At 73.4% G+C, this 26,297-nt stretch carries 24 protein-coding genes and 1 pseudogene; 15 read left to right on the forward strand and 10 right to left on the reverse strand.

Annotated features, from left to right (window positions below):
* Positions 1–39: 39 nt before the first annotated feature.
* Positions 40–663 carry a hypothetical protein gene (locus SCWH03_RS29775; protein ID WP_308788873.1) on the forward strand — a complete coding sequence of 208 codons (624 nt, stop codon included), beginning with the start codon at positions 40–42 and terminating at the stop codon, positions 661–663.
* Between the two features lie 143 nt (positions 664–806).
* On the opposite strand, the gene purU is transcribed toward SCWH03_RS29775, so the two are convergent.
* Both purU and SCWH03_RS14875 read right to left on the reverse strand, forming a co-directional pair.
* Entirely contained in the window at positions 807–1,658 is an 852-nt protein-coding gene (gene purU, locus SCWH03_RS14870) for a formyltetrahydrofolate deformylase (RefSeq protein ID WP_173264708.1), read from the reverse strand.
* Positions 1,659–1,868: 210 nt separating this feature from the next.
* Positions 1,869–2,351 (reverse strand): SCO4402 family protein, encoded by a 483-nt coding sequence (locus SCWH03_RS14875; RefSeq protein WP_173264709.1) that lies wholly within the window; start codon positions 2,349–2,351, stop codon positions 1,869–1,871.
* 184 nt (positions 2,352–2,535) lie between these two features.
* Between SCWH03_RS14875 and SCWH03_RS14880 the strand changes: the two genes are divergently transcribed.
* The gene (locus tag SCWH03_RS14880; RefSeq protein WP_173264710.1) at positions 2,536–3,816 is read left to right on the forward strand and encodes an ABC transporter substrate-binding protein; all 1,281 of its coding nucleotides are present in this window, start codon (positions 2,536–2,538) and stop codon (positions 3,814–3,816) included.
* A 135-nt stretch (positions 3,817–3,951) separates the two neighbouring features.
* Here the strand turns inward: SCWH03_RS14880 and SCWH03_RS14885 are convergent, their stop codons facing one another.
* On the reverse strand, positions 3,952–4,473 hold the full coding sequence (locus tag SCWH03_RS14885; RefSeq protein ID WP_173264711.1) for an EF-hand domain-containing protein: 522 nt from the start codon (positions 4,471–4,473) through the stop codon (positions 3,952–3,954).
* 39 nt (positions 4,474–4,512) lie between these two features.
* On the reverse strand, positions 4,513–4,887 hold the full coding sequence (locus SCWH03_RS14890; RefSeq protein WP_173264750.1) for an STAS domain-containing protein: 375 nt from the start codon (positions 4,885–4,887) through the stop codon (positions 4,513–4,515).
* A 222-nt stretch (positions 4,888–5,109) separates the two neighbouring features.
* On the opposite strand from SCWH03_RS14890, the gene SCWH03_RS14895 reads away from it, so the two are divergent.
* On the forward strand, positions 5,110–5,688 hold the full coding sequence (locus tag SCWH03_RS14895; protein ID WP_173264712.1) for a sigma-70 family RNA polymerase sigma factor: 579 nt from the start codon (positions 5,110–5,112) through the stop codon (positions 5,686–5,688).
* A complete protein-coding gene (locus SCWH03_RS14900) occupies positions 5,685–7,088 on the forward strand; it encodes a maleylpyruvate isomerase N-terminal domain-containing protein (RefSeq protein WP_173264713.1) in 1,404 nt (467 codons plus the stop codon). The genes SCWH03_RS14895 and SCWH03_RS14900 overlap by 4 nt, the downstream gene beginning before the upstream one ends.
* A gap of 304 nt (positions 7,089–7,392) precedes the next feature.
* On the opposite strand, the gene SCWH03_RS14905 is transcribed toward SCWH03_RS14900, so the two are convergent.
* Positions 7,393–7,815 carry a TOBE domain-containing protein gene (locus tag SCWH03_RS14905; RefSeq protein WP_173264751.1) on the reverse strand — a complete coding sequence of 141 codons (423 nt, stop codon included), beginning with the start codon at positions 7,813–7,815 and terminating at the stop codon, positions 7,393–7,395.
* Between the two features lie 58 nt (positions 7,816–7,873).
* Positions 7,874–9,385, reverse strand: a complete 1,512-nt coding sequence (locus SCWH03_RS14910; RefSeq protein WP_173264714.1) for a class I adenylate-forming enzyme family protein — start codon at positions 9,383–9,385, stop codon at positions 7,874–7,876.
* A gap of 193 nt (positions 9,386–9,578) precedes the next feature.
* Between SCWH03_RS14910 and SCWH03_RS14915 the strand changes: the two genes are divergently transcribed.
* The 4 genes from SCWH03_RS14915 to SCWH03_RS14935 all read left to right on the forward strand — a co-directional run bounded on the left by SCWH03_RS14915 (position 9,579) and on the right by SCWH03_RS14935 (position 14,032).
* Complete coding sequence (locus SCWH03_RS14915) at positions 9,579–10,775, forward strand: amidohydrolase family protein (protein WP_173264715.1); 1,197 nt, start codon at positions 9,579–9,581, stop codon at positions 10,773–10,775.
* A complete protein-coding gene (locus SCWH03_RS14920) occupies positions 10,775–11,908 on the forward strand; it encodes an acyl-CoA dehydrogenase family protein (RefSeq protein ID WP_173264716.1) in 1,134 nt (377 codons plus the stop codon). Before SCWH03_RS14915 ends, SCWH03_RS14920 begins: the two co-directional genes overlap by 1 nt.
* A 5-nt stretch (positions 11,909–11,913) precedes the next feature.
* On the forward strand, positions 11,914–12,786 hold the full coding sequence (locus SCWH03_RS14925; protein WP_173264717.1) for an acyl-CoA dehydrogenase family protein: 873 nt from the start codon (positions 11,914–11,916) through the stop codon (positions 12,784–12,786).
* A gap of 754 nt (positions 12,787–13,540) precedes the next feature.
* A complete protein-coding gene (locus SCWH03_RS14935) occupies positions 13,541–14,032 on the forward strand; it encodes an ATP-binding protein (RefSeq protein ID WP_173264718.1) in 492 nt (163 codons plus the stop codon).
* 34 nt (positions 14,033–14,066) lie between these two features.
* Here SCWH03_RS14935 and SCWH03_RS14940 read toward each other — a convergent pair whose 3' ends face one another.
* Positions 14,067–14,993, reverse strand: a complete 927-nt coding sequence (locus SCWH03_RS14940) for a cyclase family protein (RefSeq protein ID WP_173264752.1) — start codon at positions 14,991–14,993, stop codon at positions 14,067–14,069.
* Positions 14,994–15,076: 83 nt separating this feature from the next.
* On the opposite strand from SCWH03_RS14940, the gene SCWH03_RS14945 reads away from it, so the two are divergent.
* The 4 genes from SCWH03_RS14945 to SCWH03_RS14960 all read left to right on the forward strand — a co-directional run bounded on the left by SCWH03_RS14945 (position 15,077) and on the right by SCWH03_RS14960 (position 18,857).
* The gene (locus tag SCWH03_RS14945; RefSeq protein WP_173264719.1) at positions 15,077–15,988 is read left to right on the forward strand and encodes an SDR family oxidoreductase; all 912 of its coding nucleotides are present in this window, start codon (positions 15,077–15,079) and stop codon (positions 15,986–15,988) included.
* Positions 15,989–16,001: 13 nt separating this feature from the next.
* Positions 16,002–17,273 (forward strand): acyl-CoA dehydrogenase family protein, encoded by a 1,272-nt coding sequence (locus tag SCWH03_RS14950; protein ID WP_173264720.1) that lies wholly within the window; start codon positions 16,002–16,004, stop codon positions 17,271–17,273.
* A complete protein-coding gene (locus SCWH03_RS14955; protein WP_173264721.1) occupies positions 17,270–18,319 on the forward strand; it encodes an alcohol dehydrogenase catalytic domain-containing protein in 1,050 nt (349 codons plus the stop codon). Before SCWH03_RS14950 ends, SCWH03_RS14955 begins: the two co-directional genes overlap by 4 nt.
* 202 nt (positions 18,320–18,521) lie before the next feature.
* Positions 18,522–18,857, forward strand: a complete 336-nt coding sequence (locus SCWH03_RS14960) for a hypothetical protein (RefSeq protein ID WP_173264722.1) — start codon at positions 18,522–18,524, stop codon at positions 18,855–18,857.
* 247 nt (positions 18,858–19,104) lie between these two features.
* On the opposite strand, the gene SCWH03_RS14965 is transcribed toward SCWH03_RS14960, so the two are convergent.
* A complete protein-coding gene (locus tag SCWH03_RS14965) occupies positions 19,105–19,704 on the reverse strand; it encodes a flavin reductase family protein (protein ID WP_173264753.1) in 600 nt (199 codons plus the stop codon).
* Between the two features lie 475 nt (positions 19,705–20,179).
* On the opposite strand from SCWH03_RS14965, the gene SCWH03_RS14975 reads away from it, so the two are divergent.
* The 3 genes and pseudogenes from SCWH03_RS14975 to SCWH03_RS29890 all read left to right on the forward strand — a co-directional run.
* Complete coding sequence (locus SCWH03_RS14975) at positions 20,180–20,692, forward strand: hypothetical protein (protein WP_173264723.1); 513 nt, start codon at positions 20,180–20,182, stop codon at positions 20,690–20,692.
* A 49-nt stretch (positions 20,693–20,741) separates the two neighbouring features.
* Positions 20,742–22,595, forward strand: coding sequence for a tetratricopeptide repeat protein (locus SCWH03_RS29630; protein ID WP_173264724.1), 1,854 nt, complete (start codon positions 20,742–20,744; stop codon positions 22,593–22,595).
* Positions 22,596–22,864: 269 nt separating this feature from the next.
* Positions 22,865–22,984, forward strand: a pseudogene (locus SCWH03_RS29890) (recombinase family protein); the annotation flags it as partial.
* Positions 22,985–23,184: 200 nt separating this feature from the next.
* On the opposite strand, the gene SCWH03_RS14990 reads toward SCWH03_RS29890, so the two are convergent.
* The gene (locus SCWH03_RS14990) at positions 23,185–24,021 is read right to left on the reverse strand and encodes an enoyl-CoA hydratase/isomerase family protein (protein WP_173264725.1); all 837 of its coding nucleotides are present in this window, start codon (positions 24,019–24,021) and stop codon (positions 23,185–23,187) included.
* A gap of 50 nt (positions 24,022–24,071) precedes the next feature.
* A complete protein-coding gene (locus SCWH03_RS14995) occupies positions 24,072–26,294 on the reverse strand; it encodes an acetate--CoA ligase family protein (RefSeq protein WP_173264726.1) in 2,223 nt (740 codons plus the stop codon).
* Positions 26,295–26,297 lie beyond the last annotated feature (3 nt).

The following is a 26,297-nucleotide window of genomic DNA, read 5'->3' on the forward strand; positions in this document are numbered from 1 at the left end:
GGCTCGCGGAGCTCCGCACGGAGTACTTCGCGGCTGCCGATGATCGGCGCGGTCGTGGTCGGCTGCGCCGTGCTCGGGCTCGGTGCGAGTGCGCTGATGTTCGGCGGCAGTGGCGGTGACGACGGCCAGGGCGCCAGTGCCAGTGTCGCTGCGGCGGCTTCCCCCGCGACCGGGGCCGCCGGAGAGGCCGGGGAGGCCGGGGAGGACCCGGTGCGGGCACAGGCCGCAGAGCTCGACAAGCTGCTCGCGGACAGCAACGACAGCCGTGCCGCGGTGATCCGATCCGTTGAGTCGATCAAAATCTGCGAGAACCTGGACCAGGCGGCGGCCGATCTGCGAGGCGCGGCGGAACAGCGCCGCGGGCTGGTGACCCGCCTGCAGGAGCTCTCCGTCGATGAGCTTCCGGACCACCAGGCGCTCACCGCCTCGCTGAAGAAGGCGTGGGAGGCGTCGGCCTCGGCGGACGACCACTACGCGGCCTGGGCCGGCCAGGTCAAGGAGAAGAAGGGCTGCAAGGGCGGCGAGGCGCGCAGCACCGGTCAGACGGCCCAGGCAAACGCACAGAGCGGGGTGGCGACGAAGGCGAAGCGCGAGGCGGCGGCGCTGTGGAACCGGATCGCTGCCAAGCACGAGCTGACGGAGCGCAGCGCGGAGCAGCTCTGAGCGGGCAGCTCCGAGCGGGCACCTCCGAGCGGATCGGTCGCCGGCCGAGCGGATCGGTCGTCGGCCGAGCGGCGCTCCGATGCGTGCGGGGCGAACGCGTGCGGGCCCGGGGCGCACCGCGTGGTGGCCGCCGGCCGGAGGAACTACCCGAACACCACGGTGCGGTGGCCGTTGAGGAGGATCCGGTGCTCGGCGTGCCACTTCACGGCGCGGGCCAGTGCCTGGCACTCCACGTCGCGGCCGACCGCGACCAGTTGTTCCGGAGTCACCTCGTGGCCGACGCGCTCCACTTCCTGCTCGATGATCGGGCCCTCGTCCAGTTCCGCCGTCACATAGTGCGCCGTGGCGCCGATCAGCTTCACACCGCGCGCGTGTGCCTGGTGGTACGGCTTCGCGCCCTTGAAGCTCGGCAGGAAGGAGTGGTGGATGTTGATGATCCGGCCGCTCAGCCGCTTGCAGAGGTCGTCGGAGAGGACCTGCATATAGCGTGCCAGCACGATGAGTTCGACGTTCTCCTCGTGCACCAGTTCCAGCAGCTCCGCCTCCGCCTGCGGCCTGTTGTCCTTGGTGGCGGGGATGTGCCGGAACGGGATGTCGTAGGAGGCGGCGAGTTCCGCGAAGTCGGTGTGGTTCGAGACCACGGCCGCGATGTCGACCGGCAGGGCCCCGATCCGCGACCGGAACAGCAGGTCGTTCAGGCAGTGGCCGAACTTGCTGACCATGAGCACGACGCGCATGCGCTCGTCGGCGCGGTGGATCCGCCAGTCCATGGAGAACGAGTCGCCGACCGCGGTGAAGCTGGCCCGCAGCTTGTCCACGGTCACCGGTTCCTCGGCCGAGAAGTGCACCCGCATGAAGAACAGGCCGGTGTCCCGGTCTCCGAACTGCTGACTGTCCTCGATGTTGCAGCCGGTGATGAAGAGGTAGCTGGACACCGCGTGCACGATGCCCTGCTTGTCCGGGCAGGAGAGCGTGAGGACGTACTGGTCGGTCATCCCCGTAGGGTGCCACACCCCGGGGCGGGCGGCGGGGCCCCGTCCGTCAGGCGGACCTCCGTGCTCGGCCCGGGGCCCGGCGGTCCCCGCATGTCGGACAGAGCGCCGTGGTCCGCGCCGTCCTCGGGCGGTCCGCCGTGCGCGGTGCGGTCCCGGCGGGCGGGCCGCAGCAGGCCGCGGGAGCGCCGCGCCGACGCCGATCCGCGTCCGTCAGGCGGTACGGGTCATGATCCGCAGCACTTCCAGGGTGCGGGGCGGTGCGTCGGGGTCGTCCCCGTCGTTCGCCGCCAGCCGTACATGGGCGTCCCGGGCGGCCTGCACGGCGTCGGTCCAGGCGGGGTGCTCCAGGTACGCCGAGACCGGAGCGTCCGCGCCGACCTGGTGCATGATCCGCAGCACCCGCAGCACGGCCACGTCGACGAGCGCGGCCTCTCCGGAGTCCCGGAAGATCGTTCCGACGTACTTCTCGGCGGACCAGTTGTCCAGCCAGGTGTCCTCGACGAGGCGGTAGACGGCGTCGGTGACGTCGCCGTACCCCTCGCGGCCGGCCAGCCAGGTCTCCTGCTGGAAGACGGGATCGGAGAACATGTGCAGCGCCGAGCGCACGTTGGCACGCCAGCGCCACCAGGGCAGGTCGTTGAGCGGCATGTCGCCCATGGTGGTGGAGCGACGGCCGCGGCGGGAAGAGTCCATCGACGGTTCACCTCCAGAGCATCCCGGCGAGCTCCGCGGACGGTCGGTATCGAAGCTCGCGCGGTCCCGATCGTACGTTCTCCGCAGTCGGGTGATCCGGGGCCCCCGTAATTCACCTTGATGTCACCCTGTGTTGAACCTCCGCCACGTCGGCGTTACCCGTGGGGCGGAATGGTGCAGGGGTATGACCGGTAGGCGACGCTTCTCCTTCCCCCGCCCCCTCAGGGCCGCGACCGCCCTCGCCCTGTGCACCGCGGCCGCCGGCGCTCCCCTCGCCGGGTGCGGGGTGGTGCCCGGCGGCTCGGCGGGTATCCGGGAGCCGGTGACCGTGATGACCTTCGCACCCGAGGGGACCCGTGCCACGAACATGCCCGGAATGCCCGCCATAGCCCAGGCGTACGCCTCGTCCGTCAACGCGAAGGGCGGTGCCGACGGCCACGAGCTGCGCGTGCTCACCTGCAACGAGCACAACACGACGTCGGGCGCTGCGGCGTGCGCCAGGCGTGCGGTCGCCGAGGGCGCGGTCGCGGTCGTCGGCTCCTACAGTCAGAACGGCCGGGCGTTCATGGCGCCGCTCGAGGCCGCGGGCATCCCGTACATCGGCGGCTACGGGGTCTCCGAGGAGGAGTTCACCAGCTATCTCTCCTACCCCGTCAACGGAGGCCAGGCGGCGCTCCTCGCCGGCAACGGCCGGCAGCTCGCGGACAGCTGCCGGAGGGTGTCGCTGGTGCGGCCCGACACCGTGGCCGGTGACGAGCTGCCGGTGCTGCTGAACACCGGGCTGGCCGAGGGGAACGGGCGTCCCTCCGTCGACGTCAAGGCCGCGGAGGATGCCACCGAGTACCTGGAGGAGGCAGCGCGGGCCCGGGACGCGGCCGGCGACGAGAAGGGCTGCGTCACGGCCGTGCTGGGCGAGCGCACGGCGAACTTCTTCGACTCCTTCCGCCGGCTTCCGGGGGAGGACGCTGCGGACGTGCGCATCTCCTCCGTCCTGAGCTCCGTCGGTCAGCCGTTGATCGACCGCACGGGCGGGGCGGGCGGGCTCTTCGAGGGGGCGTACATGACCGGCTGGTACCCGGACGCGGGGGACGCGCGCTGGGGTGAGATGCGGCAGGTGATCAAGGACCATGCGTTCGGCGACGACCGGATCGACCCGGCGGACGCGGGGGTTCAGACGACCTGGATCGCGTACACGGTGCTGACGAAGGTGATCGAGGCGCTCGACCGCGACACCATCACGCCGGGTGCGCTCTCCCATGCGCTCGACACCGGGGTCGGCGTCGACACCGGCGGGTTGACGCCCGGGCTGCGCTGGCGCTTCGAGGACATGCTGGGTGTACCGGGCTTTCCCCGGATCGTGAACCCCAACGTGACCTTCCAGGTCGTCAGGGACGGCCGTCTGGTCGCCGAGCGGCCCGGCTTCGTCGACGTGGGCGGGACGATGTCGCAGGCGCCCATGGCCTGACCGCGGCCGGACCGCCCGACGGGCCGGACCGGCCGGTCCGATGGCCGGTCCGGTGGTCTGGCCGGTGGTCTGGCCGGTCCGGTGGTCTGGCCGGTCCGATGGCCGGTCGGTTCGGCGGTTCGGCCGGCCTGGGACTCAGGGGCCGTCCGGCTCCGAGGTCACGTAGTACGCGGCGAACGCCTCGAGGATCCGCTCCTCGTCGATCCGGTCGTCCCCGTCCGAGTCCAGCGCGGCGGCCACCGCGGTGCAGTCGCCGGGTTCGACGCCCAGGGCGCGGAGCACCCGCTCGGCGCCGGCCCGGGTGACCCCGCCTCCGTCCTCGTCGGCGATGGCGACCACCGCGTGCAGGAACGGCCGGGCGATCTCGGCGAAACGGCGGGGGTTGTCACGCAGGCGCTTCGCCGCGCCCGTGATGAATTCCTGTCGCGAGACCCGCTGGTCGCCGTCGACGTCGGCGATGCCCGCCATGCCCTGCCAGAACGCCTCAGCGCCCGAGTACAGGGCCTGCCCCTTGTCGGAGCGTGCTGTCGTGCCGAACTCGGCGAGGAGCGCCGCGGCCGCTTTGCTGAAGTCCGCGCGATCGATGTAGCCGTTGCCGTCCTGGTCGAACCCGGCGAAGCGGTGGGCGATCTTGCGCTCGTATTCTGCGCTGTCCATGCGGGGAGCGTACGGCGTCGGAGCGGTCCTTGCGTCCTGTTACGCGGACAGCGGCCGCGTCTCGCCGTCGGTGGCGGCCGGCACGTCCTCGTACACCTCGAACAGCCGGCGCACTCCGAGGGCGGCGAGCACCCGGTTCACATGCGAGCCCTCGACCGCTCCGCGGGCGGGCAGGATCAGCCTCAGCCGCCCGCGGCAGGAGTGCAGCAGCCGGCGTGCGGCGATCAGCACGCCCACGCCGCTGGAGTCGCAGAAGACCACACCGGACAGGTCCAGTACGAGATGGCGGCGCCCGACGGCCACGGCATCGTGCACATGCCGCCGGATCTCGGGGGAGCTGACCAGGTCCAGTTCGCCCCGAATGTGCAGTATGGTCCATGGGGTCTGTTCGGTCCGTTCCACTTCGAGCGTCAGGCGCGTCTCTTTCGTCACACGGGTTCCCATCCGGACGTCGTCGGTCCCTTCCCGCGCTGCTGCCCTGCCGCGCCGCGGCGAAACCCTCTACCACGTGTGGTCTTCGCGGGTGCGCAGTTGCCATAAAGGGACGTGCGTTCCGGCCGCGTCGCATTACATTCGAGTGGACGACAGGACGAGCGCAGGGCGACGGGGACCGAACACAGGCTTGGGGGCCGCCGGATGGGCAAGCACGCACCACCCCGCTGGGACCGCAGGATGCAGCAGCGGCTCGCGCGGGGCGAGGCAGCCGCCCTGGGCGAGCTGTACGACCGGTTCGCCTCGCTCGTCCACAGCCAGGCCCATTGGGTGCTCGACGACGACGCGGCCGCCGACCAGGTGACCCGAGAGGTGTTCGGTTACGTGTGGGAGAACCCGGACGCGTACGACCCCAGACAGGGCTCCATGCGTTCCTGGGTGGCGCGCCTCACACACGGCCAGGCCGTCCACCGGCTGCGGGAGCAGGAGCGTGCGGCCACCGCGGAGACCGGTGGCGGCGCGGACGACCTGGAGCAGAGGGTGCGCCGCGCCGCGGTGGCCGCACGCGCGGACTACATCGTGACATCGATGCCCGCGCCGCTGCGGGCCGCCCTGGAACTGGCGTACCACCAGCGCAGGGACTACCGGCAGACCGCCGCCGACCTCGGGGTGACCGAGGACGAGGCCCGCCGCAGACTGCGGCTCGGCCTCCAGCTGCTGGCGACGGCCGGCGCACCCGCCCTGGACGGTTCTCCGCCGCCTGAACCGGAACAGCGCTCGTGAGCGGGCCACTCGACGGCGGCCGCGGCCATGGCGGTCCCGAGGACCTGCCGGGCGCGGTGCCGCGCATACCGGGGCCGCGTGCGGCGGGGGACGACCTCTCGCCGCCCGACGTACTGCCTCCGCCGCCGGACGCGGAGCCCGCTCCTGAGGCGCCGCAGGCGGAGCCGGCCCCTCCGCCGCCGGACGTGCAGTCGGCTCCTCGGGCACCGGAGGCGGAGCCGGCCCCTCTGCTACCGGAGGCGTTGCCCGCTCCTCGGGCATCGGAGGCGGAGCCGGCTGCCGCTGCCGCTCCTGCGTCTGAGCCGCCGCCCCACCGCCTACTCAAGTCCCTCCTCGGCGCATGGGCGTTGGCCGCGTGCTCGCCCGAGGAGACCGCGGCCGTGGAGGAGCACCTCACCGGCTGCGCGTCCTGCGCCGACGAGGGGCTCCGGCTGCGGGACGCCGTGGGGCTGCTGCACACCGACCGCGATCTCGACCTCGATCCGCTGCTGCGCTCCCGGGTGCTGGAGAACTGCCTGGGCCGCAGGCCCGCGCGGATCCCCGTGCCGGCCTGGGCCGGTGCGTACGACGCGGAGACGGCCCGTCTCGACGCCCTGCTGAGGGACATCGGCGACGCGGAGTGGCACGCGCCGGTGCGGCTGAGGTGGTTCGACGGCGAGGAGAAGGTGAGCCGCAAGGCCACGGTCGCCGGGGTGATCGGCCATCTGATGTCCACGGACGGACTGGTGGCCTCGGCCCTGGGGCTCGGGGACCCGGCCGGCCCCGACGCGCCGGCCTCCCCGACCGAGCGCACCGAGCTGCTGTGGGAATCGGGCGAGCGCCCGGCGACGCGTTCGGTGCGGGTGCCGTGGCGGGAGCAGAGCCATGCGCTGGTGCGGACGGTGTCGTTCGCCGGGCGCGGGGTGGAGCGGCTGTACGTACCGTACGGGGACTTCGCGCTGCCGCTGCAGGACGCGATGCTTGACCGCGCCTTCGAGTGCTGGGTGCACGCGGACGACATCGCCGCCGCGGTGGACTACCCGTACGATCCACCGGCCGGTGCGCATCTGCACCACATGATCGACCTGGCGGCCCGGCTGCTGCCCGCGGCGCTGGCCGCCCGGCGCCGGGCGGGGCTCGCCTCCCCGGCCCGCGGTCTGGTGACGGCGGGCTCGCCGGGCCGCTCGCTGCATCTGGAGGTGGAGGGCGCCGGCGGCGGCCACTGGTACATCTCGCTGGACTCGCCCGCCGCGGTCGGCGACCCGGACCACGCGGTCGCCCAGATCGCCCTCGATGCCGTGGAGTTCTGCCAGCTGGTCGCGGGCCATGTGCCACCGGCGGACGCGGCGGCCGGTCAGGAGGGGGACCGTGAGGCTGTCCGGGAGGTCCTGTTCGCCGCGGCCTCGCTGTCCCGGCTCTGACGGTGCGGCTCCGGCCGTCGTGGGCGCGCCGGTCCGGTGCGGCCGGTGGTCCGGTTCTGACGGTGCGGCTCCGGCCGTCGTGGGCGCGCCGGTCCGGTGCGGCCGGTGGTCCGGTTCTGACGGTGCGGCTCCGGCCGTCGTGGGCGCGCCGGTCCGGTGCGGCCGGTGGTCCGGCTCTGACGGTCCGGCTCCGGCCGTCGTCAGCGCGCCGGTCCGGTCCGGTGCGGGCCGGTTGAAGGGACCGGCCGCGGGACCGCTCGACGGGATCCCTCGACGGGACCGGCCTGCGGGGCCGGCCGGGGAGTCAGTCGGTGGAGAGCGAGATCGCCGTCGCCTTGACCAGGGCGACCGCGGAGCCGCCGACCGCCAGCCCGAGTTCCTCCCGTGCCTCCTCGGTGACCGCCGCGGTCAGGTCCTGGCCGCCGTCCAGCCTCAGCCGGACGGCGGCCATCGCCGTACCCGGCGTCACCGACACGACCGTGCCGGGCAGCTGGTTGCGGATGCTGAGGCCCTTCACGCGCGAGGTGGCGAGTGCCACCTCGCTGGCCTTCACCAGGGCGCTGACCGCCCCGCCGGGGAAGATGCCGAGCTCGGTGACGGCGTCGGCGGTCACGGCCGAGGTGATCTCCTCGCCGCTGTCGAGGCGGATCCTCACCGCCGCCATGGCGGGACCTGCGGAGACCGCCATCACGGTGCCGGGCAGCTGGTTGCGGATGCTCAGGCTCATGTCGCGCCGTTCGTCTCGGGGGTGGTCGTCCACGCCTCGGGGATGCCGTTCCCGTCCCCTATGCCGTGTCCGCCCCAGTGAACCGCTCGCGCAGCCGGTACTTGAGCACCTTGCGCAGTGTGTCGTTGCGGGGCAGCGCGTCCACGACCTCCAGCTGCTCGGGGATCTTGTGCACGGCGAGCCCCGCGCTCCGCAGGTGCCCGGCGACCTCGCCCAGAGTCAACGGTCGGGCGCCCTGCGGCTGTTCGACCACGGCGCAGACCCGTTCGCCGCGTTCCGCGTCCGGCAGTCCGATCACGGCGGCCGCGCCGATGCCGGGGTGTTCGTGGAGCAGGTCCTCGATCTCCCTGGCGGAGATGTTCTCGCCCTTGCGGATGATGACGTCCTTGCGGCGCCCGGTCAGGACGAGATGGCCGGAGCCGGTGAGATGCCCCAGGTCCCCGGTGCGGAGGAAACCGTCGGCGTCGAACGCCGCGGCGGTGTGCCCGGGGTCCAGATAGCCCCGGCAGACCGCCTCGCCGCGCAGCCGCACCTCGCCGTCGACGATCCGTATCTCCATGCCCTCGGGAGGCCGTCCTTCGGTCGTGGCCAGGTCCTCCGGGCGGTCGTCCGGCGAACCCATGGTGATCATCGGGGCCTCGGTCATGCCGTAGCCGTGGGTGAGCTGCACGCCCATCTCGCGGACGACGGCGTGGTAGAGCTCGGGGGGTTTGGGGGCGCCTCCGCCGGCGAGGAGCCGGAGGGTGGGGACGACCGGTTCGCCGGGTCGCCGGCGCTGCTCGGCGAGCAGCATGGCGTAGAAGGCCGTGGATCCGCCGGCGGTGGTGACCTTGTGCCTGCGGTAGGTGTCGAGCGCCTCCGGGAGGGCGAACGTCTCGAAGAGCACGGCCGGGAAGCCGTACAGCATCAGCATCACCAGGTAGTCCGCACCGCCGATGTGGGCGAACGGGAAGGCGATGGAGCCGATGTCGTCCGGCGTCAGTCGCAGCGCGTGGGCGAGGCAGGAGCCGCCCGCGATCAGGGAGCGGTCGGTGTGCAGGACGCCTTTGGGGTCGGAGGTGGTGCCGGAGGTCCAGTAGATCCAGCGCACCCCGGTGCCGTCGGCGGGCGGCGGGGGCAGGGCGGCGGGGTCGCCGTCGGGGAGGTCCCGGTACGCACCGAAGATCCCGCGGGCGCCGATCCGCCGGGCCATCGCCGTGTGGTCGAAGCCGCGCCAGACGCCCGGCACCGCGAAGTACTGGGCCGCGCAGGCGTCGAGGGCGAAGCGGACCTCCCGGTCCCGGTAGAAGGGGATCACCGGGGACTGCACGGCGCCGAGCCTGGCGAGTGCCCCGGTCAGCAGGACGGTCTCGATGCGGGTGGGCAGCTGCCAGGCCACGACCGTGCCGGGGCGGACGCCGCGCGCGTACAGCCCGGCGGCGACCCGTTCGCAGGAGGCGCGCAGTTCGCCGAAGGTGAGGGCGCGTTCGTCCTGGATCAGGGCGGTGCGGCCGGGGGTGAGCCGGGCGCGGCGCTCGATGAGCTCCCAGAGGGTGCGGGAGCCGTCCAGGGAGTGTGCGGTGTCGGTCAAGGCCGTCCCCTTCCCGCCGGGCGAACGGCGAGGTGACGGAGCCCCGACGGCCTCTCCACCGGGCTCCGGCCCGTCACCTGACGCAACGTCAGGTAACGGCCAAGCCTAGGGTTCGCCGCCTTGCCGGTCCAGGGGTGCGGGGCTAGCCTGCTAACTGACGATCCGTCAGATAAGTGGGGAACGGAGGGGCCCGATGGAACGGGAACTGCCTCGGATCATCAGCGTCGACGACCATGTGATCGAGCCCGCGCACCTCTTCGAGACCTGGCTGCCGGCCAGGTACCGGGACCGCGGACCCCGGCCCCTCACCACCGGTATCGGCGAACTGGCCTACATCGGCGGGAAGTACCGCATCACGATGGACCCCGACGGGCCTCCCGCAGACTGGTGGGTCTACGAGGACCTGCGGTTCCCGTACAAGCGCAACATCGCCGCCGTCGGCTTCGACCGCGACGCCATGACCCTGGAGGGGATCACCCGCGCCGAGATGCGCCGCGGCTGCTGGGACCCCAAGGCCCGGCTCGAGGACATGGACCTCAACCACGTCGAGGCGTCCCTGTGCTTCCCCACCTTCCCCCGCTTCTGCGGCCAGACCTTCGCCGAGGCCCACGACAAGGAGGTCGCGCTCGCCTGCGTCCGCGCCTACAACGACTGGATGGTGGAGGAGTGGTGCGGGGACAGCGCCGGCCGGCTCATCCCCCTGTGCCTCATCCCGCTGTGGGACATCGGACTCGCGGTGGCCGAGGTCCGGCGCAACGCGGCGCGCGGCGTGCGGGCCGTGACCTTCTCGGAGATCCCCAGCCACCTGGGGCTGCCGTCGATCCACACCGGCTACTGGGACCCGTTCTTCGCCGTCTGCCAGGAGACCGGGACGGTCGTCAACATGCACATCGGCTCGTCCTCGCAGATGCCCGCGGCCTCGCCCGACGCGCCCCCCGCCGTCCAGGCGTCGCTGTCCTTCAACAACGCCATGGCGTCCATGGCTGACTTCCTCTTCAGCGGCGTGCTGGTGAGGTTCCCCGCGCTCAGGCTCGCCTACAGCGAGGGCCAGATGGGCTGGATCCCCTACGCGCTGGAGCGCGCGGACGACGTGTGGCGGGAGCACCGGGCCTGGGGCGGGGTGCGCGACCTGGTCCCCGAGCCGCCGTCCACGTACTACTACCGGCAGATCTTCTGCTGCTTCTTCCGCGACAAGCACGGCGTCGCCTCGCTGGACGTGGTGGGACGCGACAACGCCACCTTCGAGACGGACTACCCGCACGTCGACTCGACCTTCCCGCACACCCGGGAAGTCGCCCTGGACCATGTGAAGGACCTCGACGACGAGACCGTCCACAAGCTGATGCGCGGCAACGCCATCCGCATGCTCGGCCTGGGCCTGGACGCCTAGTGGACCTCGCCTGCACCGAGGAGGAGGAGGCCTTCAGGGCCGGGCTGCGCCACTGGCTGAGCACCGCCCTGCCCGCACTCCCGCCCCGGCCCCCGCCCGGCGACTGGCCGGCCCGCCGCGCCCACGACCGCGCCTGGCAGCGGGCCCTGTACGACGCCGGGTACGCCGGCGTCCACTGGGACGCGTCCCCGACCCGGCGGCTGATCTTCCTGGAGGAGACCGAGGAGGCCGGCGCCCCCTATGTCGGCGCCAACTTCGTCGGGCTGCTCCACGCCGGCCCCACCATCGCCGCCGAGGGCACGCCCGAGCAGCGCGCCCGCTGGCTGCCACCCATCCTGCGCGGCGACGAGATCTGGTGCCAGGGCTTCAGCGAGCCGGACGCCGGCTCCGACCTCGCCTCCCTGCGGACCAGGGCCGTCCGGGACGGCGACGCCTATGTGGTGACCGGCGCCAAGGTCTGGACCTCGCACGCCGAGATCGCCGACTGGTGCGAACTGCTGGTGCGCACCGACCCCGAGGCGCCCCGCCACCGCGGCATCAGCTGGCTGGCGATGCCGATGGACGCGCCCGGCGTCACCGTCCGGCCGCTGCGCACCCTCGCCGGCTCCACGGAGTTCGCCGAGGTGTTCCTCGACGAGGTACGGGTACCGGCCGCCAACCGGGTGGGGGAGGAGAACGACGGCTGGCGGGTCACCATGGTGACCCTGTCCTTCGAACGCGGCACCGCCTTCGCCGGCGAGGTCGTCGCCTGCCGCCGCACCCTCGCCGCGCTGGCGCGCACCGCACGGGAGAACGGCCGCTGGGACGACACCGTCCTGCGCCGCCGGCTGGGCAGGCTGAACGCGGAGTTCCGCGCCCTGTGGCGGCTCGTCCAGTTCAACGTCGCCGAGGCCGAGGCGACCGGCGGCGTCCCCGGCGCCGGCGGCTCGGTCTTCAAGCTCCGCTACTCCGAGGCGCGCCGGGAGCTCTACGACACGGCCGCCGCGGTACTCGGCCCGGACGCGCTCGACCTGTCCCGCGGGTGGACGATCGACCGGCTGTCGTCGCTGTCGTACACCATCGCCGCGGGCACCTCGCAGATCCAGCGGAACATCGTCGCCGAGCGGATCCTCGGCCTGCCGAAGGAGCGGTGAGGGCAGTGCGCTTTCGGCCGACCGAGGACCAGCGGGCCCTGCGCCGCGGGGTCCGGGAGCTGCTGGAGGCCCGCTGCGGGCGGGACGCGCTCCGCGCGCGGGGGGCGCGGATCGACCGGGCGCTGTGGCGGGAGCTGGGCCGGGCCGGGTTCTTCTCGCTGCGGCTGCCGGAGGCGGAGGGCGGCGCGGGGCTCGGACTGCCGGAGGCCGCGCTGGTCTTCGAGGAGGCCGGACGGGTGCTGCTGCCGGGGCCGCTCGTGGCCACGCACCTCGCCGCGGGGTCCGTACCGGGTGCGGCGGACGGGACCGCCGTCGTCACCCGGGTCGACGGGGGGCTGGTGCCCTGGCTGGAGGAGGCCGACGTGGTGCTCGGGGACGCCTCGGGCGCCGTACCCGTACGGTCCGTCGATCCGCTCACCCCCCTGCACCGGGTGGCGTCCGGGCCCCCGGGCGGGCCCGAGCCGCAGGCCGTGCCGCCGTCGGCCGTGCTGCTGACGGCAGCCGAGCAGCTGGGCTCCGCGGGGCGCACCCTCGCCACCGCCGTCCGGTACGCGAAGGAACGCGAGCAGTTCGGCCGGCCCATCGGCGCCTTCCAGGCGGTCAAGCACCTGTGCGCGGGGATGCTGGTACGCACCGAACTGGCCCGCGCGGCCGTGTACGCGGCCGCCGTGACCGCCGACCCCGTGGAGATCGCGGGGGCCAAGCTCCTCGCCGACGAGGCCGCGGTGCAGGGCGCAGGGGACTGCCTTCAGGTGCACGGCGGCATGGGCTTCACCTGGGAGGCGGAGGTGCATCTGCATCTGAAGCGGGCCTGGGTCCGTGCCGAACTGGGGCAGCCGGCCGCGCGGTCGGAGGAGGTGCTGGCGGCCGCTCTCTGAGCCAGGCACCGCTCTGCTGGGGCCGGCGTTCTCCGGGCGCGGCCGCTCTGCCGGCGCGGCCGTTCTCCTGGGCCCGGCCGCTCTCGGAGGCCGGCCGGCTGCCGAGGGGGCGCCGCCGGGGGGCCGGGGGCTTCTGTGCGGCCGGCGTCCTGCCGGGGATTCAGGCGGGTGCCGATGGGGTGCCGATGGTGAGCCGGCACGGGACCGGCAGGGCGTTGGCGGGCGTTCGGCGGGCGTTCGGTGGGACGTCGGCGTGGGTGTGGGTGTGGGTGCGGGTGCGGGCGCGGGCGATGGCGTGGGCGATGGCGTGGCCCTTGGCCGGAAGTCGGCGGGAGGGCGTTCGGGAGGCTGTTCGGGCGGGCCGGCGGAGAACCGGGCGGCGAGGCGCGGCCGTCACTCTGCGTCGATATCGGGTTGTGTCCTTCGCGCGGGCCGTGACGGCCCGGAGTCGGGCCCGCCCTCGGGTACCCTCCGTGGGGTGCGAGACGCGTACTGCCCCGGAGCGGTGATCCCGATGCTCCGGCCGGAATCGGACAGGTCCGGCCGGGAGAAACGCGCCGCTCGCACAGGATGTTCGACCCTTCGCAGGGTGCGCCGCACAGTATGCACCACGGGTACTCCTTCGCGCTGGAATATGCCCGAAGCGCTTGTTGCGGTGACTGTACGTCAACCATGCTGTGTCGCAGGTAAATCACGTTCCGTGACAGCTGTGAGGCGCGAGGCGATGTGTCCGCCGGTTCGGATGGTGTGAGCGGTGCAGGTGCTTCAGGTTCAGTTGGAAGTCGGGCCGGATCCCGCGGATGTGGGGCGGGCCAGGAGATGGGCCCGTTCCCGGCTCGCCGGGTCGGGCATAGGGGATGACGAGCCGCTGGCCGAGACGCTGGTGCTGCTCATCTCCGAACTGGTCACCAACGCGGTGGTCCACACGGGCTGTCCGGCCGTGCTGCGGATGCTGTTCGGTCCCGGCGCTGCGGAGGCGGGCATGGTGCGGGTCGAGGTGGCCGACGGGTGCGCGCGGCCGCCGCAGCCGCGCCGGGCGGCCGGTGACGACACCGGCGGCCGCGGTCTGGAGCTCGTCGACGGGCTGGCCGACCGCTGGGGCTGGAAGCACGAGGGGGCGGGCAAGAGCATCTGGTGCGAGGTGGACCGCTGTGCGGCGCCCCATCCGTCGCCGTCGCCGGCGGGCCCCGTCGCCCCGGCCGTCCCCTCGCCCTCCGGATTGACGCCGGGGGCGTACACCGCCTGACCGCCCGGGGGCGAACCCCCGGTGCGGTGCCGGTTCAGAGCACCGCCACGGGTGCCACGGGCGCCCCCGTGCCGCCGGCGAACGGCTCGGGGGTGGCCGACAGCAGGAAGGCGTACCGCCGTTCCTCGGCGCAGACCGCGGAGAGTTCCTCCAGGTCCCAGTTCTGGCCCTGCAGCATGCCCATCTCCACCAGGTCCAGCGCGTGCACGGGCAGCCAGAGGCCCTCGATCTCGGGCGGGAAGACCTCGAAGGTGAGGGTGTCGTTCGCGACCGCTGCGGTGTCGCGGGCGTGGAACCACTCGGGCGCGCGGACCGAGAGTCCGGGTGAGGGGTGGGCGTAGGCGTGCCGGTCGCCGCCGAGGTACGCCCGGATCTGGCCGGTCCTGACGAGTACGACATCGCCCGAGCGCACCCGTACCCGGCCGAACTCCTCCGCCTCGGTGAGGTCTTCCGGGGTGACGGCGTGGCCGCCGGGCAGCCGGTCCACGCCCCTGGCGCGTGCCACGTCCAGCAGCACCCCGCGCGAGACCAGGGAGCGGACGGTCCCGATGCCGCTGAAGCGGGCCCCCTCGTGGGCGGTGATGCCGTCGGCGGGGCGGCCGTTCCAGATCCTGCCGGAGTGCGAGACATGGGTGAGCGCGTCCCAGTGGGTGGCGGCCTGGAGCCCCATCGTCACGGTGTCGTCACTGGTCGCGACCGTACCCGGCCCGAACAGCTCCTGGTTGATCTGCACCATGGTGTGCAGCGGGTTCACCCTGCCCGGGATGATGCCGGTCTGGACGCCGTCCTGCCGCAGCGGCAGGGCGAGCGGTACGCGCCGGCCGGTGCGCACCGCCCCGGCCGCCTCCCGCACCACCTCGGGCGTGATCAGGTTCAGCGTCCCGATCTCGTCGTCGGCGCCCCAGCGGCCCCAGTTGTTCACCCGCTCGGCCATCTCGTGGAACTGCTCGGGCAGCGGCATCGGTGTCTCCCCGGGGCTTGTGCTCATGTGTCCGACGGACCATAGAATCTAACGACCCGTCAGAAAACTGGAAGGGGCCGGACGTGGGGAACTTCCTGGCAGGCAAAGCCGTCGCGGTGACCGGCGCCGGACGCGGCATCGGCCGCGCGGTGGCCCTCGCGTGCGCCGCCGAGGGGGCCGGGGTCGTCGTCAACGACCACGGCGTCTCGGTCGACGGCGCGGAACCGGCCTCGGAGGTCGCCCGGGCGGTGGCCGCGGAGATCGAGGCAGCGGGCGGGGAGGCGGTCGCCGTCGCCGACGACATCTCCGCGATGGCGGGCGGGCAGCGGGTCGTCGACACCGCGCTCGCCCGGTTCGGGCGCCTCGACGGAGCAGTGTGCGTCGCCGGCATCCTCCGCGAGCGCATGCTCTTCAACATGACCGAGGAGGAGTGGGACCCGGTCGTCGCCACCCATCTCAAGGGCACGTTCACCGTCTTCCGGGCGGCCTCCGCGGTCATGCGCCGACAGGGGAGCGGCACCCTCGTCGGCTTCACCAGCGGCAACCACCAGGGCTCGGTCGCGCAGGCCAACTACGCCGCGGCCAAGGGCGGCGTCATCTCGCTGGTGCGCAGCGCGGCACTGGGGCTGCACAAGTACGGCGTGACCGCCAACGCGGTCGCACCCGTCGCCAGAACCCGTATGTCGGCCAACGTCCCCGTGGAGCTGAAGGAGATCGGGGAGCCGGAGGACGTGGCGGCGCTCGTCGTCTACCTGCTGTCCGAGCGGGCCCGCGCGGAGGGCATCACCGGACAGGTCTACACGGTCGCCGGCCCCAAGATCGCCGTCTGGGCCCAGCCCCGCGAGCTGCGGGCCGCGTACGCCGACGGGACCTGGACCCCGGAGCGGATCGCGGACTTCCTCCCGGGGACGGTCGGCACCGATCCGATGCCGATGCTCGCCCGCCTCGACGCCATGGCGAGGGCGGCCGCCTCGGGCGACCGCCCCAACCGCTGACCGGGGGGCGGCCATGGACTTCGCCTTCGGCCCCGACGACACCGCCTTCCGGCACGAGGCCCGCAGCTGGCTGGAGGACCGTCTCACCGGCGCGTTCGCTGGAGCGGGGGCAGCCGTTGGAGCGGGGGGAGCCACTGCCGGAACGGAAGAGGCCGTAGAAGCCGCAGGAGCCGCAGGAGCCGTAGAAGCCGCAGGAGGGGCAGGGGCCGCAGGAGGGGCAGGAGAGACCGGGGCCACCCCCCTCCGGCTCGCCTGGGAGCGGGAGCTCGGTGCCGCCGGCTGGATCGGCCTCGGCTGGGACGCCGACCACGGCAACCGCCGGGCCACCCTCACCCAGCAGGTCGTCTGGGCCGAGGAGTACGCCCGCGCCCGCGCCCCCGCCCGGCTCGGCCACATCGGTGAGAACCTGCTCGCCCCCACCCTGATCGCCCACGGCGGCAAGGAGCAGCAGGCCCGCCATCTGCCGGGCATCGCCCGCGGCGAGGAGTTCTGGTGCCAGGGCTACAGCGAACCCGGCGCCGGTTCCGATCTGGCGTCCCTGCGCACCACGGCCGTCGCCGACGGCCACCGCTACCGGGTCACCGGTCAGAAGATCTGGACCTCGCTGGCCCGCGAGGCCCACTGGTGCTTCGTGCTGGCCCGTACCGAGCCTGGCTCCACCCGCCACCGGGGGCTGTCGTTCCTGCTCGTGCCGATGGACCAGCCGGGACGGATCGAGGTCCGGCCCATCAGGCAGATGTCCGGTACCAGCGAGTTCAACGAGGTCTTCCTCGACGGCGCCGAGGCCGTCGGGACGGTCGGTGGCGAGGGGAACGGCTGGCGGGTGGCGATGGATCTGCTCGCCCTGGAACGCGGGGTCTCCACGCTCGCCCAGCAGATCGGCTTCGAGGAGGAGCTGGGGCGGGTCGTCCGCGCCGCGTCCGCCGGTGGCGCACTCGGCGACGACCCCGTGCTCCGGGACCGGCTGATCCACCAGTGGGCCGAACTGCGCACCATGCGCTGGAACGCGCTGCGCACCCTCGGCGGCACCGGAGACCCGGGCGCGCCGAGCGTCGCGAAACTGCTGTGGGGCGGCTGGCACCGGCGGCTCGGCGAACTGGCCGTGCAGGTGCGGGGCGCGGCCGCCGCGGCCGGCCCGGGGCCCTGGACGCCGTCGTACGAACTGGACTCGCTCCAGCGGATGTTCCTGTTCAGCCGTGCCGACACGATCTACGGCGGCTCGGACGAGATCCAGCGCAACGTCATCGCCGAGCGGGTGCTCGGCCTACCCAGGGAGCCGCGGTGAGAGGTGTCGTCTTCGACGGCCGACGGGCCGAGGTCGCCGACGACCTCGGGATACGCGAGCCGGGCCCGGGTGAGGTGCTGGTCCGCGTCATGGCCGCCGGACTGTGCCACAGCGATCTGTCGGTGCTTGACGGCACCATTCCGTTCCCCGTGCCCGTGGTGCTGGGGCACGAGGGCGCAGGTGTCGTCGAGACCGTCGGCGCGGATGTCACCCATGTCGGGCCGGGCGACCGTGTGTCGCTGTCGACCCTCGCGAGCTGCGGGGCCTGCGCGCAGTGCGGCCGCGGGCGCCCGACGATGTGCCCGGCGTCCATCGGCAGGCCGGGGCGGCCCTTCACCCGCGCCGGGAAGCCGGTGCACCAGTTCGCCGCCACCTCGGCGTTCGCGCAGCGCACCGTGGTCAGGGCCGTCCAGGCGGTGCGGATTCCCGACCGTGTTCCGTTCCCGTCCGCGGCGCTCATCGGCTGCGGGGTGCTCACCGGGGTCGGGGCCGTGCTCAACCGCGCCCGGGTGGCCCTCGGCGACACGGTCGTGGTCCTCGGAGCGGGCGGTGTCGGGCTGAACGTGCTCCAGGGGGCCCGCCTCGCGGGCGCTGCGGCGATCGTCGCCGTCGACACCAACCCCGCCAAGGCGGCCGCGGCCCGGCTGTTCGGTGCGACGCACTTCCTCACCTCCGCGGACGCGGTACGGGAGGTGCTGCCGCACGGGGCGCAGCACGTCTTCGAGTGCGTCGGGCACCCGGCACTGGTGCGCCGCGCGATCGACCTGCTGGACCGCCGCGGCCAGGCGGTCCTCCTCGGGGTGCCGGCCCCGACCGCGGAGGCCGCCTTCCTGCCCGCGTCGATGTTCCTGGACAAGGCCGTACTCGGCTGCCGCTACGGATCCGCGCGTCCGCAACACGACATCGCGCTGTACGCCCGGCTGTACGAGGAGGGCCGGCTGCTACTGGACGAACTGGTCACCAGGACGTACCCGGTCGAGGACTTCGCCGAGGCGGCCGCGGACGCGGAACACGGCCGGGTTGCGCGTGCGGTGCTGACGTTCTGAGGCGACGCGACGAGCCGCGAGGAGACGTGAGGCGACGCGACGAGCCGCGAGGAGACGCGGGACCGGCCCCGGCCCCGGCCCCGGCACCGGGGCCGGGGGCGCGGCGGGGTCCGGCGCGAGCGGCGGCGAGCGCCGGGCCGGGCAACCTTCCCGCCGCCTGGGAGGTCATGCCCGCATGGTGCTCTCTTCCGAAGATGCCGGTATGTGGATTCTGCCCGTGGTGTTCCTGTGGGGGGTGGCCGTCGTCTCGCCGATCGCATGCGTGGCACTCGCCGGGCGGGTCGCGCTGCGTATCGCGCGGTCCGCGGCCGCCGGTGACGCCTGGGCCGCGTTCACCCCCGGAACGTGGCTGCTCGCCGCCGCGTCGGGTGCGTTCGGCGCCGCGTGCCGGTTCTCGGCCCGGCTGTTCGGCGGACCGTCCGCATGGATCGAGTCCGCGAGCTTCGTCTGCGGCTGTTTCGCCCTGGCCGCCGGGGCGATGGCAGCGCTCACGGCGGCCCTCGACCGGGGCCTCGGGGACGGTGCGAGCCGCTGGTGAGGGCCACGTCAGCCCGCCCAGCCCAGCCCGGCCGGCGGGGCAGCGGCCGGCCGGACGGAGGCGGAGCGTGAGCGTCGGGCGAGGACGGGTGGGGTGAACAGCCCCGGCCGGAGCCGAGGGGGAGGCGTCCGGGAGCGCGTCGGCGACGGCCCCCGGCCGCCACGGCAGCCCTCTCCGCGGAGCGGGGTCGGGCGGGCCTGGTGTCGCGCCCGCGGTGTCGGCTGACGGCTGCGGCCGAGCGGCGCGGTTACGCCTCCAAGTGCTTGAAGCGCCCCCGGTGGAACAGCAGTGGATCGCCGTCCTCCCCGGCGCCCAGGGCCTCCACCCGCCCCACCACGATCAGATGGTCGCCGCCGGTGTGCACCGCGCTGATCGTGCAGTCGATCCAGGCGGGGACGGAGGCGAGCAGGGGGGAGCCGGTCACCGGGGCGGGGGTGTGGGCGACGCCCGCGAACTTGTCGGCGCCGCTGACCGCGAACGCGCCGCACAGCCCGGCCTGATGCGCTCCGAGGACGTTGACGCAGAACACCCCGGCGCGGGCGATGCGCGGCCAGGTCGTCGACGTACGGGCGACCGTGAACACCACCAGGGGCGGGTCGAGCGACAGCGAGGCGAAGGACTGGCAGGCGAAGCCCGCCGGGCCGCCGCCCGCCTGGTCCTGGGCCGTGACGACGGTCACCCCGCTCGCGAAGTGCCCCAGCACCCGCCGGAACTCGGCGGGGTCGACCGGTGCTCGCTCGTCCCGGCCGACGGCCCGCAGCGCGGGACGCGGCAGCGCCTCGTACAGCGGTACGGTCGACGTGGCGGCGCCGATGGAGCGGAGGTGGCGGACGGCGGCCGCGGCCATTCCTGCGTGTCCCATCACACCCACCATTGAAGCTGATGATGCGTCAGAAAAGAAGTGGGCGCCCGCCTTGATCGTGCTCGGTGACCGCTCGATGTCGATGAGATGGACGAGGTGGGGCTCAACCGGCTCGACCGGGGCGGCATCGTCGCCGAGCACCGTCCACGACTCAAGCGGCGCGGACGGCATCGCTACACGCGGTACGAGCCGCGGCAGGCCATGCCCGCCGTCGCGCGTCACGGTCCAGGCGGAGGTGGCCGGCCGGCTGCCCGTCGTCCGGCGCCTGCGTGAACGTGCCATGGCCGCGGCGCTGCTGCTCGGTCGTGAACGCCACTCGCCCCGCCCCTTTCCGTGTCCCCCGAGACAGAAGGGACGGGAACTATGCGCGGCTACCAGACGTGTGGCTGGGTATACGTTATGTGATTTTCGGGGTCCGGCGGGGTGGCCGGCCCGCGCAGGCGCGAAGAAGGGGTGGGGCGTGCTGGCGGAGGCTCTGGCCGCATTGGCGGCGGCGGGCGGCGGTGCGGTGGTCCAGGCCGCGGGCACCGATGCGTGGACGAGTTTGCGGCGCCGGGTGGGGGAGATGTTCGGCCGCGCCGGCACCGCACGTGCGGCAGCCGAGCTCGACCGCCTGGATCAGACCGCGCGGGTTGTCCTGGCGCCGGATGCTCCGGCGGATGTGGCCGCGCAGCGGCTGCGGCAGGAAGGCGTGTGGGCCGCGCGGTTCGAGACCCTGCTGGAGGAGCTCGACGAGACCGGACGGGAGCGCGCCGCCGCCGAACTGCGCGAACTGCTGTCCTTCGTCGCCGCTTCGGCCGGTGACACGGCCGTCGCGACGGGCCGGGCTGTGGCCCGCGACGGGGGCAGCGCGACCAGCGGCATCAAGAACACCGGCGGGGGCCGCCCGGGCCCGGCGCGGGCCTTGCACACCGGGGACGCGGAGGCCACCGGAGCGGGCTCCAGCGCCGTCAGCGGCATCGTCAACGAATAGACCGGCCCCGCCTCCACCAGAACTGATCAAGGAAATCCAGGGGGACGGCATGTTCCGATGGCCACGGCGCAAGGACCGCCCCGGCCCGAGCGCCGCCCCGGCCGCGCCGACGGGCACGGGCGGCACCCGGCCGCCCACGCCTCCCGGCCCGGCAGGCACGTGGCAGGAGGTACTCCACAGCGGGAACGCCACCGTCACCGGCAGCGACCGCGCATTCGTCAACACCGGCATCTGCACCTCCACCGTGCAGCTGCCGCCCGACGCACTGCGGCCGCCCGCCGAGGTGGACGCCCCGGCGGGCCTGGACGACCTGCCCTACCGGCCGGGCCTGTTCGTCGGACGCGGCAACGAACTCGACCGCCTCGATGCCGCCCTCGCCACCCCCGGCGCAGCCCTGGTCCAGGCAGTCCACGGGCTCGGCGGGATCGGCAAGAGCGCCCTGGCCGCGCACTGGGCCGCCACCCGCCCCCACGGCCGCGCACCCGTCCGGTGGATCACCGCCGACAGCCCCCCAGCCGTCCAGCAGGGCCTGGCCGACCTCGCCACCGCCCTCCAGCCCGCCCTGGCCACCGCCCTGCCGGACCAGGCACTCGCCGAGTGGGGCCTGCAGTGGCTGGCCACCCACACCGGCTGGCTGATCGTCCTGGACAACGTCAACGACCCCGCCGACATCGCCGACCTGGCCGCCCGCGCCCGAGGCGGACGCTTCCTGATCACCAGCCGCCTCGCCACCATCTGGAGCGACGCGGCCACACTGGTCCGCCTCGACGTCCTCGATGCGACCGAGTCCCTCGCCCTACTCACCCGCATCACCACCACCCAGCACCCCGGACGGGACCTGGACGGCGCCGCCGACCTGTGCGAGGAACTCGGCCACCTCCCCCTCGCCATCGAACAGGCCGCCGCCTACCTCGCCCAGAACCCGCTCACCACCCCCCGCGCCTACCTCGACCTGCTCGCCGAACACCCGGGGGCGATGTACCGCCACGGCGCGGCCACCACCCCCGAACAACGCACCATCGCCCGCATCTGGAACATCACCCTCGACCGCATCACCACCCTCCAACCCCACGCCGCCGACCTGCTACGCACCCTCGCCTGGTACGCCCCCGAGAACATCCCCACCACCCTGCTCGACACCGGCCCCGCCGACCCGCCCACCCGCGACGCCGAACTCGGCCTGCTGACCGCCTACAGCATGATCACCCCCGACCTCGCCACCGGCACCCTCGCCGTCCACCGGCTCGTCCAGGCCCTCGCCCGCATCCCCGACCCCGACGACCCCCACCGCACCCCCACCCTCATCGACCAAGCCCGCCAACAGGCCACCCACTGCCTGCACACCGCCCTGCCTCCCACCCACGACACCCCTGCCACCTGGCCCACCTGGCGCACCCTCCTCCCCCACATCGACAGCCTCGCCGAGCACACCACCCCCGACACCGACACCACCACCACCGCCTACATCCTCAACAAAACCGGACTCTTCCTCGACAACCAGGGCCAGCCCGGCCGCGCCACCACATACCTCCAACGCGCCCTCACCTACACCGTCCGGGTGTTGGGTGAGGACCACCCCGATACCCTGGTCTCCCGCAACAACCTCGCCGGCGCCTACTCATCGGCGGGGGATTTGGGGCGGGCGGTGCCGCTGTACGAGCAGACTCTTGCTGACCGCGTGCGGGTGCTGGGTGAGGACCACCCCGATACCCTGGCCTCCCGCAACAACCTCGCCTACGCCTACCGGTCGGCGGGGGATTTGGGGCGGGCGGTGCCGCTGTACGAGCAGACCCTCGCCGACACCGTCCGGGTGCTGGGTGAAGAGCATCCGATCACGGTGACGGTCCGAGGCAATCTCACTGTGGCCATCGCCGAACGCGAAGGCCGCGCCGGGCCGTCGTGATCCGGTGTCACAAGAATGGATCTGGCACAGGCCGCCAGCCGTCGGAACGTGATCACGTTCGCGCAGGTCGCCCTGTGTCAGGAGCTGATGCCATAAAGCTTGGCCAGAACCCGTGTCACGACGTCACGTGAGGGGAGAGCCGGGGGATGGATCTCGCATATGGCCGCGTCAGCACCACCGCGCAGGACCTCGCCCGGCAGATCGACGTCATGTGCGACGCCGGCGTCGTCGAGGAGCACAACTACGTCGGCAAGTGAACCGGCGCGAACATGGACCGCGAGGGACTGACCGCACTGCTCGGCTTCGCGCGGCCCGGCGACCGGATCAACGTCCTCACCCTGGACCGGCTCGGCCGCAAGATGCGAGAGACCCTCGACCTCGTCCACGACCTCACCGAACACCGAGAGGCGGCCATCGCGGCGCCTGGCGAAAACGAAGAAGTGAACGGGCGCGGCGTCCGGAGCGTGCCCGTGCCGTCCGGAACGCGCCCGCGGTGCCCCGGTGCGTGCATGTTGCCGTCTGGAACCGCGCTCGTACCGTCCGGAGCGTGCCCGTGCCGTCCGGGAGCCGCGCCGAGTGGCGGCGTCGGCTACCGCCCCCGGTACTCCGGTTTCCGGCGCTCCACGAAGCTCGCCACTCCCTCGTTAGCGTCGTGCGTCGCCATGGCGATCTCCACCGCGGCGGCCTCCGCCGCGAACGCGGAGGCCCGGTCGGTGTCGAGGGAGGTGTTCACCAGGTGCTTGGTGAGCGCGAGGGCCCGGGTCGGGCCCTGGGCCAGGCGCCCGGCCCACGCGCGGGCGGTCTTCTCCAGTTCGTCCGCCGCCACGACCCGGTTGACGAGCCCCATCCGCAGGGCGTCGGCCGCGGACAGCGCATCCCCGAAGAACATCAGCTCCTTCGCGCGCTGCGGCCCGATCAGCCGCGGCAGCAGATACGCCCCGCCTCCGTCCGGGACGAGCCCCCGCCGGACGAACACCTCGATGAAGCGGGCGGATTCGGAGGCGAGGACCAGGTCGCAGGCGAAGGCCAGATGCGCTCCGATCCCGGCCGCCGTGCCGTTCACCGCGGCGATGACGGGCTTCTCGCAGTCCAGGACGGCGGCGATGAACGGCTGGGCCTCGAGCCGGATCATCCGGGCCACGTCGCCGGGGACGCGCTCCGGTCCACCGGCCGGGTCCGGGCCGGGGGCGGGGTCCTCGGCTCCGGCCGATTCGGGACGCCCGGCGCGCAGATCCGCGCCGGCGCAGAAGCCCCGGCCCGTCGCGGTGATCACGACTGCCCTGACCTCCGGATCGGCCGAGGCGCCCGCGAGCAGCGCGATGATCCGCTTGCGCTGCTCCCGGGTGACGGCGTTGAGCACCTCGGGCCGGTCGAGCGTGATCCACAAGACCCCGCTCTCCGTGCGGTGCAGCAAGCCCCCTGCCATCCGCTGCTCCTCCCCCACCGGTGCGCGCCCGCCGGTACGCTTCCCTTCGCTCACCGGCACACCGCCAGCGCGTCCAGTGCCACCGCGCCCTGCCCGCGCGGCAGGACCATCAGGGGGTTGATGTCCAACTCCGATAGCTGTGCGCCGAGTTCGAGCGCCATCCGCTGCACCCGCAGGACGACCTCGACGAGCGCGTCCACGTCCACCGGAGGCCCGCCCCTGACACCGTCCAGCAGGGCGCTTCCGCGCAGTTCGGCGAGCATCGAGCGGGCCTCGTCCTCTCCGAACGGGGGCACCCGCACTGCCACGTCGCGCAGTACCTCCACGAGCACTCCGCCGAGCCCCACCGTCACCGTCGGCCCGAACAGCTCGTCCTGCGCCACCCCGACGACCATCTCCACCCCGCGCTCGACCATCTGGCAGACCAGGACGCCGTCGAGGCCCACGCCCTCGTACCGGGCGATGTCGGTCAGTTCGCGGTAGGTGTCGCGGACCTGGCTGGCGGAGGTCAGGCCGATCCTCACCAGGCCCAGCTCCGTCTTGTGCGCGAGCTGCGGAGCGGACGCCTTCATCACCACCGGGTAGCCGACCAGCCCCGCGGCCCGCACCGCGGCCGCCGCGCTGGTCACCAGTTGTTCGCGCGGCACCCGGATGCCGTAGGCGCGCAGCAGCTGCTTCGCCCCGTGCTCGCTGAGCCGGTGGCCGGGGCGGAGCAGCGCCTGCGCCTTGCGGAAGGACGGGGAGAGGGTGCGGGGTGCCTCGTCGAAGGGGGAGCGGTAGCCGGTGGTGAAGCGGTGGTGGCCGAGGTACGCCCGGACCGCCGTGACGCAGTTGCCGAAGGTGCGGAAGGTGGCGACCCGGGACGAGCCGAGCAGCGTCGTCCGGTACGCCTCCTCCGTCCCGACCGGCGAACCCCACACCACGCACACCGGCTTGTCGGTCGTCTCGGCAGCGTCCACCAGGTCCTGGGCGAGCCGGTCGCTCATGGGCGGGAAGGGGCCGGTGATCGGGCAGACCAGCACGCCGACCGCGGGGTCGGCGAGGATCGCGTCGATGATCTTCCTGCCGCGCCAGTCGCCGACGGGGTGCCCGCCGCTGTCGACGGGGTTGGCCACGTTGAGGTACTCCGGTATCCACTGGTGCAGTGCGGTCCGGCAGGCGGCGGACAGTTCCGGCAGCCGCAGCCCCGCCGCGCTGGCGAGGTCCGCGAAGTGCGCGCCCGTGCCGCCGGAGATCGAGTAGACGGCGACCCCGTCGGCCGTGGGCCTGCGCGCCCGGGCCAGCAGGGCGGCGGTGTCCTGGAGTTCGTCGAGTCCGTCGACGCGGATCACCCCGTACTGGCGCATCGCCGCGTCCACGACCCCGTCGGCGCCGGTGAGCCTGCCGGTGTGCGAGGCGGCCGTCCGGGCGCCGGCCTCGGTGCGGCCGACCTTGACCGCGACGACGGGGACGCGGTTGCGGGCGGCCCGGTCCGCGGCGAGCAGGAACGACCGGCCGTCCTTGATGCCCTCGATGTAGCAGGCGATCGCCCCGACCTCGGGCCGCTCGGCGAAGTACCTGATGAAGTCCGCGGTCTCCAGGTCGGCCTCGTTGCCCGTCGGTGCCCAGTGGGAGAGCCGTACGCCGAGTTCCTGCAGGGTGAACACCGGACGCCCCTGGTGGCCGGACTGGGTGATCAGCGCGATGGCGGGGCCTTCGAGATCGTCGCGGAACCGCTCGAAGGCGTTGAGGTTGGTGTTCGGGCCCAGCAGCCGCAGCCCGGACCGCTCCACGGCCGCGGTGAGCCGCCGCTGGGCGTCGGCGCCGGCCGCGCCGGTCTCGGCGAAGCCGGACGCGAAGGCCACGGCGAACCTGGCCTTCGCCTGACCGAGTTCCCCGATCACGGGCAGTGGATCGCCGACGAGCAGCACGGCGAGGTCCACGGGCTCGGGCAGTGCCGTGACGGACGGCACACAGGGCAGCCCGAAGACGGCGGTACGCGTCGGATGGACCGGGTGCAGTCTCGCCCCGACCCGCTCGGCCCAGGCGATCAGCTGCCGGGTGATCCCGGTGCCCGGCCTGCCGTCGCTGTCCGAGGCGCCCACGACGGCGACCGCTTCGGGGCGGAAGAGGCGGTCGAGATCGGGTACGGGCGCGTACAGCGGGCGGCCGCTGACGTCGAGGTCGCCCTCGGCCGCGGTGGAGCCGTGGACGGCCGCGCCGGTCTGCTGCCCGCAGGCCACCACCCGGGCGCGGAGGTCGGTGGTCAAGGTGCCGTGGGTTGATCCAAGCATCGT

This window comes from Streptomyces pacificus, assembly GCF_011766325.1.
In the GTDB taxonomy this organism is placed as follows: Bacteria; Actinomycetota; Actinomycetes; order Streptomycetales; family Streptomycetaceae; genus Streptomyces; species Streptomyces pacificus.